Here is a 14,563-nt window from a genome sequence, read left to right as displayed (position 1 = left end):
AAAACAAAACTATAGCTGCGAAAGCGCTTTTCCAATAATCTCCACGCTTTCCAATATCTGCTCTTTGTTTATTATCAAGGGAGGTGCAAAGCGTATTTTATCGCCATGGGTTGGCTTTGCCAATAGGCCATTGTCTTTTAATGCTAGGCATAAATCCCAAGAAGCATCAGGGTTTTTATGCTCTATTACTATTGCATTAAGCAAACCTTTTCCCCGGATTGTTTTTACAAAAGGCGACCTCAATTTTGCCAGTTCTTCCCTTAAAACAATACCCATTGCCTCGGCATTTTCTGCCATGTTTTCGTCTTTCAACGCTTGCAAGGCACTAATGGCCACCGCACATGCCAATGGGTTGCCGCCATAAGTGCTGCCATGCTCACCAGGTTTGATGGTAAGCATTATTTTGTCATCGGCCAGTATAGCTGCTACTGGCATGGTGCCACCACTCAAGGCTTTGCCTAAAATTAAAATATCTGGACGTACGTTTTCATGGTCGCAAGCTAGCATTTTTCCAGTGCGGCAAAGCCCTGTTTGCACTTCATCTGCAATAAACAATACTTTGTATTTAGAACACAAAGTCCTTACTTTTTTCAAGTAGCCCTTGTCTGGTATCACCACGCCTGCTTCGCCTTGTATGGGTTCTACCATAAAAGCGGCCACGTTGCTGTCTTGAAAAGCTTTTTCCAATGCAACAACATCGTTATAAGGCACTATTTCAAAGCCTGGCATAAAAGGACCAAAACCTTTGTAGCTGCTTGGGTCGGTAGAAGCAGAGATGGCAGCCAATGTCCTGCCCCAGAAATTACCCTCGGCAAAAATCACTTTTGCTTGGTTTTCAGGCACGCCTTTTTTAGTATAAGCCCACCTGCGGGCTAGCTTAATGGCTGTTTCTCCACCTTCCACGCCTGTGTTCATAGGCAATACCTTGTCGTACCCAAAATATTGGGTAATGTATTCTTCATACTCGCCCAGCATATTGTTGTGGAATGCACGGGAGGTAAGGGTAAGTTTTTTTGCCTGTTTGGTCAATGCACTAATGATGGCAGGGTGGCAATGCCCTTGGTTAACGGCCGAGTAGCCGCTAAGAAAGTCGAAATAACGTTTGCCATCTACATCTGTTAAATATACGCCCTTCCCTTCTTTTAGCACTACTGGAAGGGGATGGTAATTGTGTGCGCCAAATTTTTCTTCTAAATCTAGAAAGTATTGGCTCCTATCTGATAAATTTTCTGTCCTCATTGAGTTGTACGTTGTAAGTTATACGTTATAAGTTGTATGTTGTAAGTGATAAGACGTAAGTCATAAGTCATAGTTTTTTACTTACGACTTATGACTTACAACTATTCTGGGATGGTCGAGGAAATCTAAATTGAGGAGGAGAAATTTCATATATGTGGGTTATAACGGGTGCAATATAATTGATTGTGGTAGATTTTTTGCCACATAGATTAATAGGGGTATATAAAAGTTTTTTGCTTTTTTTACTAAAAAATCAACCTAACGGAACCTCACCCCTCCCGAAAGACCGGGACAAGTACCTAAAGGAAAAGGTAACAGGAACAGGGCAAGGTGACAATAATTGCATATTTTAATAATATTGATATTTCCTAGTGTTTTATTAAAATAGTTTCAGTTTTGCCATTTTTGTGGGATTTTTACGCTGTCTCTTTTTTCAAAAATCGTTACTTCCCTTGTAAGCCATTGATTATCAACAATAACATCAAATTTTTGTGCGTGATTCGTGCTTATTTTATGCTTATTTTATGAGTATTTTGTGCGTTATTTATGCTCATTTTGTGCTTGATTTGTGCGTATTTTACAGCCATAAATACAAGACCAAATTTTGGGACTACAACTATCTTAATATTAGTAAAAAAAGAGCTACGATTAGGATGCCAAGACACTAGTTTTGTAAGTTATTGGTATCAAGTGCATTTGTAGCACAAAGATAAGATTTTTATAGATTGGGGCGTATCAGGACAAAGCGAAAAAATTTTATGCAGCCGATTAATAGTGCCGCCTTATCCACCTACGCAATGGCGTTTCTATGTACTGGAAACTAAATGCAGCAAACAATATTAATACCACTAGGTAAACATAAAAAAATACCTGTGTATGCTGGTAGTAAAAAGGCTTTGTTATTTTATATACGATATTATACACAGGTATTTGCAAAATATAAATACCAAAACTAATTTCGCCTAAAAATATCAACGACTTGTGGTTGCTAATCTTGGTGAAAAAGCCATTATTCAGCGAGATGCACAAAATGATAACAGCAAACAAAATAGCCAAGAACCCATCGTGGTAGTTGGCATAAGGCACAGGGTATTTTAGCAAAGCGGCCGTAAAAGCCAATAATGCCACAACGACTAAATCTAAATTCCTAGTAAAATGGCCATACACTTTCAACAACACCAAACCAAACAAATTGCCCATTAAAAACTGGTTGAAGTGCAGGGGAGGGAAGTAGTAAAGCAGGTTGTGGTGCAGTTCGTCCGCTTTGTACCATGCCGAGGCAAGTAAATAGCTGCCTATCATTTGCGAAATAAGCCAAAAAGCCAATATGGCAATAGCAATGGGAACTAATTTGTATTTTGTATAAACATGGTTATACAAGCATGGGAAACTTAGGTAAAACAATACCTCCACCGAAAGTGTCCACCCTGGCCTGTTGATGACCAAAGTATATGGTGGAAGCCAGGACTGCACCATGAATATATTGAAGGGAATAGCTTCGGTTTTGATAGGGATATAGCATATCCACATGATGAGTAAAGTGAGCAGGAAAGCCAATAAGTAAACTGGGTATACCCGTGCAAAGCGGTTTTTGAAATAAATGCCAGGCTTGATGGGTTTGCCCGATTTACTATAAGCCACCACCATTACAAAGCCAGACAGTACAAAAAAGTAGCTGATGCCCACATTGCTGAACAAAAAAGAAACGGATGGATGCGTGAAAGGCGGTACTTCTAGCCCAAAATGGAACACCACTATAATAAGCGCAGCAAGGAAACGGGTAAAAGTTAATTGTTCAATACGCATACTAAAAAGTATTGTTGGGACTTAGGTATTATTTTGCCACTAAGGCACGAAGACACAAAGCGGCACAAAGTTTTAAGGGAAGAATAAAAAAAGAGGAAAATTATTTTATAAATACTTTTTAAACTTTTTTTTCTTTTTCAAACAAGCTATGTACCTATGCAGTAAAACCAACACTTGCACTCAAACAACCAACAAACTGCAACCTCTTATGTCGCTGTTATCCAGCCTTCCCCACACTTCAAAGCTGCCGTCTTCATATACAATTCCCACATCGTCGGTCGCAATAAAAGAGCAGCTATACAGGTTTGCAAGGTCTATTATGTTCAATACCCCTTTGCCAAAAGGCTTTATATCCAATGGGTCGTCTTCTGCCCTTACAAACACTTTCATCCAAGGAGGGCAAACAAAGCGGCCATCCCCAGCAGAATAAGCTTGGCTGAGCAGTTCAGTCATCCCATACTCCGAATGTACCTTTTCCACCCCAAGCCCATTGCTAATAATGTGATGCACTTCGGCCCTTGTCAATTCCCTTCGCCGCCCTTTCATGCCCCCAGTTTCCATTACCACCGTGTTTTTCAATTGCATTGGGTACTGCTCTGCAAAATCAAGCAAGGCAAAAGTTACCCCAATCAACAAGGTTTTTTGCTGTTTTGCTTCCAGTTGCTGCAAAACAATTTGTAATCCCTCTAAATCATTAAGATAAAAGCCACTATTAGGATGGTTCGATAATTTTATCAATGCGTCTGCCATCATTACCAATGATGAATTGCCCCTTTCTAAATAAGAAGGCAGCAAGCCAATAATGCACCATTCATTGATGTTTTCATAAAACAATTGAAAAGCTGTTAAAAAGCTTTGCCTGTAAATAGACAAGTCTTTTATCAAATGCTTGCTATTGATAGTATGTGTTGTGCCACTGCTTTCAAATATGGCTCCTGGCTCAAATTGTGTTGCAGCAACAACATGGCTTTTAAAAAAGGAGATGGGAAGAAAGGGGTAAGGGGTAAGGGATAAGGCGTAAGGTGCAGAAGTCGGGTGCAGTGACTTAACACTTAACACTGACCACTGCCCACTCACTAATCCAGCCCATTCCCCATAAACCAAATTCTCTTGCACTTGAAATTGGAAAACCTGATGGGCTACAGCATCGAAGTTTTCTGGTGTAACTGAAAAAATATTGTTAATGATAGTATCCTCCACAGGAATTTATATGAAGAGTTTAAGTAAATTTGATATAATTTTCGAAATATGAGGACAAAAATAGCATTACTTCTTTCGTTTGCAATTATTTGCAATGCTTGCAACAAGGATAAATATACGGACAGGCCTCAACTTAGCTTTAAAAGTTTGCCCTCATCTACAACGCTGGATGTACCCGATGCGTTTACTTTCGTGCTTGGGTTTACAGACAAACAAGGCGATATAGACAGTATTTTTATACAGCGCGTTTCCAAGGTTTGCCCAGACTCGCCTGTTGGGGCATTTAAGCTCAAAGAAAGTACTTACCAGTACCCCATCCCATATTTTCCTGCTACTAAAAACCAAGCCGGCGATATTAACCTTCCATTTGTTTATAGCTCAACATCCAAAGATTCAACTAGGATAGTTGTTGATGCCTGTATCAATGCATCTGGTAGAGCTGGAAAAACAGATACATCATCTTTCAGGTTTTGCTTAAAGGATAAGGCAGGACACCTTAGCGACACTTTAAAATCTCCTTATTATACGTTCTTACTAAATTAAACAATACAAATTGCCTTATCGATTTGTCCAGTCCCTCTTTTTCGGTAATTATTTTTATGGGCTTTGCACGGTATTGCTTTCCGTGGAAGGGAGCGTACAGCAATTTTCCCCATTAAATCAGCCTGGTTATTACCTAGGTGTGTTTGCTGCAACCGTTTTGTACTATACCAAGGCTTATATGCACGATACTTCGCCCGGTGCTAATGTATACAATGAGCGTACCTTATGGTATGCACACAATAAAAAATCTATATATTTCTCTCAGATTGCATTGGCCATTATATTGGCATTGTGCATGGTTTCTATTTTAGTTACTTCTTCTTTTCATTGGCAAAGCATCCCAGTTTTATATTGGTTTTTGTTAGCAATCTTTCCTACTGTTGCGGCATTGTATTACGGTGTACAGCTTCCTTCCTCGAGAGGCCATTTTAATTTAAGGGACACTGGCTGGCTAAAGCCGTTTGTTATTGGCTTTGTATGGGCGGGGGTTGTTACCGTGTATCCACTACTGTTCAGGGTTTTATTTAAACATGGCAATTATGTGTTCCATACCATTGCAGTGTTTTTGTTTATTAAAAACTTTATGTTCATCACTGTGCTGTGTATCATGTTCGACATCAAAGATTATGTGGCCGACCATAACCGCCAACTAAAAACATTTGTCGTTCGGTTAGGCTTGCGGAAAACGATTTTTTATATCCTTTTGCCATTGTGCATCATTGGCTTAGGCACGTTCCTTGGGTATGCTTTTACCCATCATTTCCCAGCCACCCGCATTGTTTTTAATACCATCCCTTTTATATTGTTAATAACTGTTGCCTATTCCATGCAACGCCGTAAGGGCATTCTCTATTACCTTGCAATTATAGATGGGCTAATGCTAGCAAAAGCAGTGTGCGGCATTTTGGGGATGTTGGTTTAATTGGGAATTAAGAATTAGGAATTAGGAATTTTTAGCATATCAATTAAATAAATTACAAAAAAACAAGTATCTTGTTTTTGTCATGGGAAGGCCCCCTTTCCTTTGTTGTTTCTTCCTCTCCATTTGGAGAGGGCTGGGGTGAGGTAGGGCGTGGGGTGAGGTCGGACAAAAAGTCTAAACAATTTTTACAATATTAATCAATCAAAAAATGGCAAAAGAAAAGAAAGCAAAAGAAACAGTAAAAGCAGCTAAAAAAGAAAAAGCAACTGCAAAGGAATCAATAGTTACTGCAAATGTGGAACAAAAAGCCCCCTCCGTACTTACGCAAGGTTCTTTGGAATTTTTAAGGAACTATATCAATACCCCATCCCCTGTTGGTTTTGAAAGCGGTGGGCAAAAATTGTGGATTGAATATGTTAGGCCATTTGTAGATACCTATTTTTCCGACCCTTATGGCACCGCCGTTGGTGTTATTAATCCTGATGCCGCTTTTAAAGTGGTAATAGAGGCACACTGCGATGAGATTAGCTGGTTTGTTAACTATATCAATGCAGAGGGTTTGATATATGTAAAACGCAATGGCGGTGTAGACCATCAGATAGCCCCGGCAAAAAGGGTATTGATACATGGCAAAAAAGGTGCTGTGAAAGCAGTGTTTGGCTGGCCTGCTATCCATACACGCATAGGTGGCGAAAAAGAACCACAAGCTAAGGTAGAAACCCTTTTTCTTGACTGTGGTGCCAGGACCAAAAAAGAAGTGGAAGATTTGGGCATCTATGTAGGCTCCGTTATTACCTATGAAGAAGGTTTCGACGAATTGGCAAATGGCTATTATATTGGCCGTGCCATGGACAACCGCATTGGTGGTTTTATGATTGCAGAGGTAGCGCGTTTGATAAAAGAAAATAACACCAAACTACCTTATGGCTTGTACATTGTAAATGCGGTGCAGGAAGAAATAGGCCTGCGTGGCGCAGAAATGATTGCCCGCCGTATAAAACCAGATGTGGCTATTATTACCGATGTTACGCACGATACCCAAACCCCCATGATCAATAAAATGATTGAAGGCGATGTGGCTTGCGGCAAAGGGCCTTCCCCTTGTTATGGGCCTGCTGTGCACAACAAATTACTGCAACTAGTGCAAGACGTGGCAGAAAAAAACAAAATACCGCTACAAATGCGCACCGTAAGCCGTAGCACAGGCACAGACACGGATAGCTTTGCTTATGCCAATGATGGCTGCCCAAGCGTGTTGATTTCTATACCGCTGCGCTACATGCACACCACGGTGGAAATGCTGCACAAGGACGATATTGACAGCACGGTGCAACTGATGTATAAAACTTTGTTGGAATTATCGCCTAGTACAAACTTGAGTTATTTTTAATAAGAGGGAAAGATAACTTCAGAGGATATTTTACCACAAGGTTCACAAGGAGCAAGAAACACAAGGAAAACAAAGTAATAAGGAGATTAAAAAGCACATTGCATTTCGCTTTCATAGATGCAATCACTGATGGCCTTGTATCCTTATTTGTAACGTACCAACTAAACATAGGGTATTTTACTAGTGTACTTTGTGTAAATCCTTTGTGTGCCTTGTGGTTTAATTTTTTTTCCTCTTCACAAAATTGTTTTTTATTTTCCGCAATAATTGCTACTTTGTCAACTTATAAGTATTTGATTCACTATTAACTGTAGGCTATATGCACCTCTCACCAAGAGAAACAGAAAAACTATTATTGTTCCTTGCGGGGGAACTGGCTGAAAAGCGCAAGGCAAGGGGCTTGAAATTGAACTACCCAGAATCCATTGCCCTGATAAGCTCTCGCTTGCAGGAAGCTGCAAGGGATGGCAAATCTGTGGCAGAATTGATGCAGTTTGGTGCCACTATCCTCACTCGTGAAGACGTGATGGAAGGCATACCTGAAATGATACACGATGTACAGATAGAAGCCACTTTTCCTGATGGGACCAAGTTGGTGACGGTGCATGACCCTATAAGATAGTTGTTTTGAGTTTTGTCTTTTAAGTTTTAAGTTACTTTAATTTCCTGAAACACAAATACAAATTTAATCCGCTCAAAACACAAAACATAAAACTTAAAACAAAAAACATGGTTCCAGGGGAATACATATTAGCAAAAGGGGATATTGAATGTAATGTAGGCCGTGCTACTGTTAGCCTAACCGTAGTAAATACGGGCGACAGGCCTGTGCAAATAGGCTCCCACTTTCATTTTTTTGAGGTAAATAGGCAAATGAAATTCGACAGGCCACTTGCTTACGGTATGCGCCTAAACATAGCTGCCGGAACAGCAGTTCGTTTTGAGCCAGGCGAAGAAAAAGACATAGAACTCGTAACTTTTGGCGTCAGCAAAACCATTGTTGGCTTCAACAACTTGGTAGATGGTGCATTAGAAGATGCGGCGGTGAAGGCAAAGGCACTTGAGCGGGTGAGGTTGTTTTAAGTTTTGAGTTTTGTGTTTTAAGTTATATTACACGAGCTTAGCACAAAACCTAAAACACAAAACTTAAAACAAATCATATAACTCAAAACTTAAAATTCAAAACAAATTAAAGTGAACATCAACAGGACAAAATACGCCAACATGTACGGCCCTACCACGGGCGATAAAGTGCGCTTGGGCGATACAGAGTTGTTTATAGAAATAGAAAAAGACTATACCGTTTATGGTGATGAAGCCAAGTTTGGCGGCGGCAAAACCATCCGTGACGGCATGGCACAATCTGCCACGGCCAAGCGTGCCGATGGCGTACTGGATTTTGTGATTACTGGCGTAATCATCATTGACCATTGGGGCATTGTAAAAGCAGATATTGGCATAAAGGACGGCAAAATTGCAGGTATTGGCAAAGCTGGCAACCCCGACACCATGGAAGGCATTACCCCCAATATGGTAATTGGTGCCAGCACAGAAGTGCATGGTGGCTTTGGCTTGATTGCAACGGCTGGCGGCATTGATACCCACATACACTTCATTTGCCCACAACAGATAGACCATGCCCTTTTTAGTGGCATTACTACCATGATTGGTGGTGGCACTGGGCCAGCCGATGGCACCAATGCAACCACAGTTACCCCCGGTGCATGGAACATACAAAAAATGCTGGAAGCAGCAGAGGCATTTCCTATGAACTTAGGTTTTTTTGGCAAAGGCAACTGTGCAAGCCTAGAACCTTTGGAAGAACAGATAGAAGCTGGGGCTTTGGGCTTGAAAATACACGAAGATTGGGGCAGCACTCCTGCCGTGATAGATGCTTCGTTAAAAGTAGCAGACAAATACGATGTGCAAGTTGCTATACATACCGATACTTTAAACGAAGGCGGCTTTCTGGAAGATACCATCAAAGCCATTGACGGCAGGGTAATACACACTTTCCATACGGAAGGTGCGGGTGGTGGACACGCCCCAGATATTATCAAGGCATCCATGTATCCCTATGTACTGCCTTCATCTACCAACCCCACCCGGCCTTACACGGTGAACACCATTGACGAGCATTTGGATATGTTGATGGTTTGCCACCACTTAGACAAGACAGTACCAGAAGATGTTTCTTTTGCCGATTCCCGCATACGCCCTGAAACCATCGCAGCCGAGGATATACTGCACGACATGGGCGTTTTCAGCATGATGAGCAGCGACTCCCAAGCAATGGGGCGTGTAAGCGAGGTAATCACCCGCACTTGGCAAACGGCACATAAGATGAAAGTACAACGTGGTGCATTGCCGGAAGATGAAAGCAGTGGGAATGATAATTTCAGGGTAAAACGTTTTGTATCTAAATATACCATCAATCCTGCCATTTCCCATGGCATTTCGGAATATGTAGGCTCGTTGGAAGTAGGAAAGCTGGCAGATTTTGTGCTTTGGAAGCCATCTATGTTTGGCGTAAAGCCAGAAATGATTATCAAAGGGGGCATGATTATCGCCTCTAGGATGGGTGACCCCAATGCTTCTATCCCCACGCCGCAGCCTGTTATTTACCGCCACATGTTTGGCTCCTATGGCAAGGCATTGTTTGCCACTTGTGCTACGTTTGTTTCGCAGGTATCGTTAGACAAAAAAATAGTGCAAGGCTATGGTTTAAGCAAGATGGTTTTGCCAGTAAAAAACTGCAGGAATATTGGCAAAAAAGATTTGATACACAACGATGCAACGCCCGATATAGAAGTGAACCCAGAAAATTATGAAGTGAAAGTGGATGGCAAGGTAATTACTTGCGAGCCTATGGCTGTGTTGCCTTTGGCACAACGGTATTTTTTGTTTTAAAATTTAAAAATGATGTACCTTTATAGCCATCACCCTAACAATAAGTGATTTTTTAATCATTCATTAATTGACCATACAAATGACAGAATATGTAGCAATAGACTCCACCGTGTTCGACTTGGTGGGCTACGATGAGAAAAGGCAAGTACTGGAAGTGCATTATATAGCCAGTGGCTATACGTTTGCGTATGAAGGAGTACCGATGGAGGAGTTTGAAAGCCTGTTGGATGCGAAGTCGAAGGATAAATATTTGCAGTATATAACCGATAGCTACGAAGGCTACAGGATAAATGCGAAACAAAGCAGGTAAAATAATTAGGAATTAAGAATGAGGAATTAGGATTGCCCCGACGGTTCTTTATTCTTTTTTAAATTCCTAATTCCTAATTCTTAATTCCTAATTAATCAAAGTTGTTAATCCAAGAAAAAAAAGGCAACCTACATACTTATGCAGGCAATAAAAACATTGATTGGCTGCCTTTGGAGTGGTTCGAGACCAACAAACGCATACAGCGAAAAAAAACAACTGCGGGTATAGAAATTAGTTTGAAGTTCTTGAATGAAAACCCCAAGCTTACCCAAGGGGATATATTGCACGAAACCGAGAACAGCTTAATTGTTGTGGAAGTATTGCCTTGCGACTGCATAGTAGTACAGCCCAAATCCATGTTTGAGATGGCTTCGGTTTGTTATGAGATAGGCAACAAGCACCTGCCCCTGTTTTTTGAAAATGATGCGGTGTTAGTTCCTTTCGAAATGCCATTGTATAGGCTGTTGCTGGCACAAGGCTACCAAGTGTTACAAGAAAAACGGAAATTGATACAACCATTAAACACTACTGTGTCTTCCCACGGGCATCCAGAAAGCAACAGCTTATTTTCTAAAATAATGAAAAGCTTGCCTGCTTGACAAAGATTCGACAACTTTCAAAAAGTTGTCGAATCTAAACCATCATTTGCATTATGAATAGCCTCTTACACCTACTTCACCTCACTGACCCTACCCTGCCCATCGGTGGTTTTTCGCACTCGGCAGGCTTGGAAACTTATGTGCAAAAGAATGTGGTAAAAGATGCCGCTTCGGCCAAACTCTTTATTACCCAGATGCTTAGCAACAACTTGTTTTACAATGATGCGGCTTTTGTGTCCTTGGCTTTTGATGCAATCCAAGCCGGGGATATAGATGCACTTCTTTTATTAGACGAAGAATGTACTGCTGTAAAACTCCCCCGTGAAATGCGGCAGGCAAGCCAAAAGCTAGGCCTGCGGCTGATAAAACTATTCCAACCCCTGTGCAAGCATCCTTTGCTCGATAAATATGCCGCTACCATCAAGCAACAAACAGCCACGGGGCATTATTGCATCGCTTTTGGCTTGTGTGCTGCCATACTGGAAGTTGCCAAAATAGATGCTTTGACAGGCTTTTTGTACAATGCTGCAGTTGGCTTAGCTACCAATAGTGTAAAACTAATCCCCCTAGGCCAGCAGGATGGGCAGGCAATCTTGTTTTCCCTGCAACCGTTAATTAGCCAGTTAGCCACCAATAGTATGCAGCCCGACAAAGACCTGATTGGTCTTTGCTGCGCTGGTTTTGATATTAGTTGTATGCAGCATGAGCGGTTGTATACTAGGCTGTATATGTCGTAATATATATAGCTTAATTTTAATTACACAATCACAAAATCAATAGTTTATAATGACTGAAGACAACATAGTTAAAGAAAAAAGCAGTTTAAGGAAACGTGCTGATAAAATAAAAGATGATCGATGCATCAACTTAATAGCGGTGCTTGAAGAACCGGGCGACCCAAAAAACATTGGCACTGTTATTAGGAATATCAATGCCCTTGGGGTAGAGAAGTTGTATATTGTTGATAGCCGAAACCTAGTGCCAAAAGATTGGCAAGAAATGAGGGAGGAAAAAACGCTATTAAAAACATCCGTATCTGCTATCAAATGGAGCTTTGTAAAAATATTCAATAGCACCGAGGAATGCTTTCAACACCTAGAGAAAAACAAATTTACTTCCATCGTAACCTCCCCTCACATCAAAGGCAAAACAAACGTTATATTACACGAAGGCAACTATACGCAAAAAAGGCTTGCGGTATGGTTTGGCACTGAGACAATCGGGATAAGCGATTTAGCTGTTGAACGTAGCAAAGCCTGCATTAATATTGAAATGTTTGGCATTGTAGAAAGTTTAAACTTAGGTACATCCACAGGCATTGTTTTATACGAAATAGCTAGGCAAAGACGGGCATTCCAAAAAATGAATATACGCAATAGAAAGAAGGATGAACCATTTAAACCTGAATAAGGATATGGGGTGCATTTCAAAATTTCGGTTTTTGATTTTTTCTATTTGGCAAAATCCGGGTTCAACAAACATCCTATATGGGGGAAATTTTGATACTCATGGGGGAATATCTCCCCCATATAGGATTTTCATGTTGGGCTATATTCCTATCCATGCTAACTTTACATTAAAACAGTAACTAGCCACATTTGCTTTAGCTCCTGCCCAAGCTGGTAATTGGCTGGGGAAAATGATAATCCACCGTCAAAATCTTATCAGTTTATTATCAATAAATTATCAGTTTCTTATAATAAAACTATCATTCCATTATCAATAAACTATAATAAAATTCACTTAAATTATAATAAAAAAAGAGGCTTAAAAAATATAAACAACTGAATATCAATGAATTATAGGCAAAAAGGGAAATGGTAAAAAAAAATAAATCACGGAAAAAGAAGAAAAAACCATTTTAAATCTTGGCTTAGTTCTTCAATTTCCCCTCTTTCCTTCTCCCTCTACAAAAGGTGAGGTTGAAGGGTTTATGCAGATATTACCAAAAATCCTGTATGTTGCTTATAAATAAAAAAAGGATAATAAAAAGCGAAGATTTGAAATGCACCCGAATATGGCCAAAATGGGCTGATATGAATTTGATTCGTATATACCTTCCTTCGATTTAAAACTTAGTGCCTCTTTGTGTTTTGAGCCTTTGTGACATATATAATTTTTGCACATTGCCCAATCTTTTCCTATTTTGCGTAGCAAGGAAAAAAGAAATATGGATAGGAATTATATTAAAATAGGCATAGCGGGCCCTGTAGGTTCAGGCAAAACAGCATTGATAGAAAGGCTAAGCCGCCAAATGGCTGCTGAATATAGCCTAGGCGTAATAACCAATGATATTTATACAAAAGAAGATGCAGAGTTTTTAACCAAAAACAGCCTGCTACCGCCGGAAAGGATTATTGGCGTGGAAACAGGGGGTTGCCCACACACTGCCATCAGGGAAGATGCCAGCATGAACCTAGAAGCCGTGGATGAAATGGCACAAAGAATACCCGACGTGCAGCTCATTTTTATAGAAAGCGGTGGCGATAACCTTTCGGCGACTTTTAGCCCCGATTTGGCAGACTTGGCTATTTTCGTAATTGATGTAGCCGAAGGCGATAAAATACCTCGTAAAGGCGGCCCTGGCATTACTAGGAGCGATTTGCTGATCATCAACAAGATAGACTTGGCACCTTATGTACATGCCGATCTTGGTGTGATGGAACGTGATGCCCGAAAGATGCGGCAAGGCAAGCCATTTGTGTTTACCAACCTGATGAGTGGCGAAGGCCTGCAAACAGTGATAGGCTGGATAAAAAAATATGCCCTGCTGGAAGAAGCGGAAGAACCAAAATTGTGGAGATGATAGCACAACTGCACATAACTACCGCTTTGAGAAACGGTATCACTTATTTGAAACACAGCTATTTCACCCCACCGCTGAAAATAGCCAACATCACGGAAGACAAGACGGTTAATAACCTACAGATTTCTATAATGAGTTCATCGCCGGGTATATTGGATGGTGATGATTACCAATTGAAAGTAGAACTGGATGCTGGTTGTGCCATGCAATTGCATACGCAAAGCTACCAGCGGCTGTTTAATATGAAAACAGGAGCAAGGCAATTAATGGAAGTGCATTTGAAAGAAGGAGCTACTTTTACTTATCTGCCCCACCCTTCAGTACCACATGAAAATGCAAGTTTTGTTACTAAAAGCAGCATATACCTACAAGCTGGTTGCAGCTTAGTCTGGGGCGAGGTATTAACCTGTGGTAGAAAGCTGAATGGCGAATTGTTCCAATTTTCTAAATATCATAGTATTACCCAGGTATTCCTGCAAGGGAAATTGGTTATCAAAGAAAACCTGCTGATGCAGCCAGCCCTTATAGATGTAAATGCCATTGGCCAGTTAGAAGGGTTTACGCATCAAGCAAGCCTTATATTTTTAGATGAGAATGCAGATTGCATACCATTGAGTGATGGCATTTATGAATACTTATCCCAACAAAAAGGGATTGCTTTCGGCGTTACTGCTGCACCAATAAATGGGTTGATTATAAGGATATTAGGGTATAAGGCTGAACAATTGTACGATTGCCTAAAAGCAATTGGGCTGTATCAAATTTATCAGATAACCGAAAAGGCATCTTAAATTCCTTTAAACGATATAACCAACCGTTGTAAAACTGCGTACTTTAA

General features: G+C 40.6%; 15 protein-coding genes. 12 read left to right on the top strand and 3 right to left on the bottom strand.

The genetic code is table 11. From position 1 onward, the window contains the following. Positions 1-9 precede the first annotated feature (9 nt). From rocD to ACHFIY_RS15205, 3 genes are all read right to left on the bottom strand, one after another. Entirely contained in the window at positions 10-1,239 is a 1,230-nt protein-coding gene (gene rocD, locus ACHFIY_RS15215; protein ID WP_410846968.1) for an ornithine--oxo-acid transaminase, read from the bottom strand. Positions 1,240-2,007: 768 nt separating this feature from the next. After that, the gene (locus tag ACHFIY_RS15210) at positions 2,008-3,045 is read right to left on the bottom strand and encodes an acyltransferase family protein (protein ID WP_410846967.1); all 1,038 of its coding nucleotides are present in this window, start codon (positions 3,043-3,045) and stop codon (positions 2,008-2,010) included. A gap of 180 nt (positions 3,046-3,225) precedes the next feature. Next, entirely contained in the window at positions 3,226-4,245 is a 1,020-nt protein-coding gene (locus tag ACHFIY_RS15205) for a LuxE/PaaK family acyltransferase (protein ID WP_410846966.1), read from the bottom strand. Between the two features lie 48 nt (positions 4,246-4,293). Here ACHFIY_RS15205 and ACHFIY_RS15200 point away from each other — a divergent pair, with 48 nt between their 5' ends. The 12 genes from ACHFIY_RS15200 (at position 4,294) to ACHFIY_RS15145 (ending at position 14,516) form a co-directional block, all read left to right on the top strand. Beyond that, positions 4,294-4,788, top strand: coding sequence for a hypothetical protein (locus ACHFIY_RS15200; RefSeq protein ID WP_410846965.1), 495 nt, complete (start codon positions 4,294-4,296; stop codon positions 4,786-4,788). A gap of 10 nt (positions 4,789-4,798) precedes the next feature. Continuing rightward, complete coding sequence (locus tag ACHFIY_RS15195; protein WP_410846964.1) at positions 4,799-5,710, top strand: UbiA prenyltransferase family protein; 912 nt, start codon at positions 4,799-4,801, stop codon at positions 5,708-5,710. A 208-nt stretch (positions 5,711-5,918) separates the two neighbouring features. Next, positions 5,919-7,100, top strand: a complete 1,182-nt coding sequence (locus ACHFIY_RS15190) for a M42 family metallopeptidase (protein WP_410846963.1) — start codon at positions 5,919-5,921, stop codon at positions 7,098-7,100. Positions 7,101-7,419: 319 nt separating this feature from the next. Beyond that, the gene (ureA, locus tag ACHFIY_RS15185) at positions 7,420-7,722 is read left to right on the top strand and encodes an urease subunit gamma (RefSeq protein WP_410846962.1); all 303 of its coding nucleotides are present in this window, start codon (positions 7,420-7,422) and stop codon (positions 7,720-7,722) included. Positions 7,723-7,829: 107 nt separating this feature from the next. Further along, positions 7,830-8,183, top strand: coding sequence for an urease subunit beta (gene ureB, locus ACHFIY_RS15180; RefSeq protein WP_410846961.1), 354 nt, complete (start codon positions 7,830-7,832; stop codon positions 8,181-8,183). A gap of 111 nt (positions 8,184-8,294) precedes the next feature. Continuing rightward, on the top strand, positions 8,295-10,010 hold the full coding sequence (gene ureC, locus ACHFIY_RS15175; protein ID WP_489685648.1) for an urease subunit alpha: 1,716 nt from the start codon (positions 8,295-8,297) through the stop codon (positions 10,008-10,010). 79 nt (positions 10,011-10,089) lie between these two features. Continuing rightward, entirely contained in the window at positions 10,090-10,320 is a 231-nt protein-coding gene (locus ACHFIY_RS15170; RefSeq protein WP_410846960.1) for a KTSC domain-containing protein, read from the top strand. 101 nt (positions 10,321-10,421) lie between these two features. Continuing rightward, on the top strand, positions 10,422-10,919 hold the full coding sequence (ureE, locus tag ACHFIY_RS15165) for an urease accessory protein UreE (RefSeq protein WP_410846959.1): 498 nt from the start codon (positions 10,422-10,424) through the stop codon (positions 10,917-10,919). Positions 10,920-10,972: 53 nt separating this feature from the next. Further along, the gene (locus tag ACHFIY_RS15160) at positions 10,973-11,656 is read left to right on the top strand and encodes an urease accessory protein UreF (protein ID WP_410846958.1); all 684 of its coding nucleotides are present in this window, start codon (positions 10,973-10,975) and stop codon (positions 11,654-11,656) included. A gap of 49 nt (positions 11,657-11,705) precedes the next feature. Then, positions 11,706-12,329 (top strand): TrmH family RNA methyltransferase, encoded by a 624-nt coding sequence (locus ACHFIY_RS15155; RefSeq protein WP_410846957.1) that lies wholly within the window; start codon positions 11,706-11,708, stop codon positions 12,327-12,329. A gap of 760 nt (positions 12,330-13,089) precedes the next feature. Then, the gene (ureG, locus tag ACHFIY_RS15150; protein WP_410846956.1) at positions 13,090-13,725 is read left to right on the top strand and encodes an urease accessory protein UreG; all 636 of its coding nucleotides are present in this window, start codon (positions 13,090-13,092) and stop codon (positions 13,723-13,725) included. Continuing rightward, positions 13,722-14,516: an urease accessory protein UreD gene (locus ACHFIY_RS15145; RefSeq protein ID WP_410846955.1), complete on the top strand. Its 795-nt coding sequence runs from the start codon at positions 13,722-13,724 to the stop codon at positions 14,514-14,516. Before ureG ends, ACHFIY_RS15145 begins: the two co-directional genes overlap by 4 nt. Positions 14,517-14,563: the final 47 nt, after the last annotated feature.

Origin of the sequence: Parasediminibacterium schistidii (genome assembly GCF_046546515.1) — a bacterium.
Lineage (GTDB): Bacteria > Bacteroidota > Bacteroidia > Chitinophagales > Chitinophagaceae > Parasediminibacterium.
The sequence above is the reverse complement of the archived record's forward strand: the minus strand, read 5'-3'. Positions and strand labels throughout refer to the sequence as shown.

Bases quoted from the DNA above. Each gene is read 5' to 3' on its own strand.
- ureG (WP_410846956.1), top strand. From the start codon at position 13,090: ATGGATAGGAATTATATTAAAATAGGCATAGCGGGCCCTGTAGGTTCA.
- ACHFIY_RS15170 (WP_410846960.1), top strand. From the start codon at position 10,090: ATGACAGAATATGTAGCAATAGACTCCACCGTGTTCGACTTGGTGGGC.
- ACHFIY_RS15210 (WP_410846967.1), bottom strand. From the start codon at position 3,045: ATGCGTATTGAACAATTAACTTTTACCCGTTTCCTTGCTGCGCTTATT.
- rocD (WP_410846968.1), bottom strand. From the start codon at position 1,239: ATGAGGACAGAAAATTTATCAGATAGGAGCCAATACTTTCTAGATTTA.
- ACHFIY_RS15190 (WP_410846963.1), top strand. From the start codon at position 5,919: ATGGCAAAAGAAAAGAAAGCAAAAGAAACAGTAAAAGCAGCTAAAAAA.
- ureB (WP_410846961.1), top strand. From the start codon at position 7,830: ATGGTTCCAGGGGAATACATATTAGCAAAAGGGGATATTGAATGTAAT.
- ACHFIY_RS15160 (WP_410846958.1), top strand. From the start codon at position 10,973: ATGAATAGCCTCTTACACCTACTTCACCTCACTGACCCTACCCTGCCC.
- ACHFIY_RS15145 (WP_410846955.1), top strand. From the start codon at position 13,722: ATGATAGCACAACTGCACATAACTACCGCTTTGAGAAACGGTATCACT.
- ureA (WP_410846962.1), top strand. From the start codon at position 7,420: ATGCACCTCTCACCAAGAGAAACAGAAAAACTATTATTGTTCCTTGCG.
- ACHFIY_RS15200 (WP_410846965.1), top strand. From the start codon at position 4,294: ATGAGGACAAAAATAGCATTACTTCTTTCGTTTGCAATTATTTGCAAT.
- ACHFIY_RS15155 (WP_410846957.1), top strand. From the start codon at position 11,706: ATGACTGAAGACAACATAGTTAAAGAAAAAAGCAGTTTAAGGAAACGT.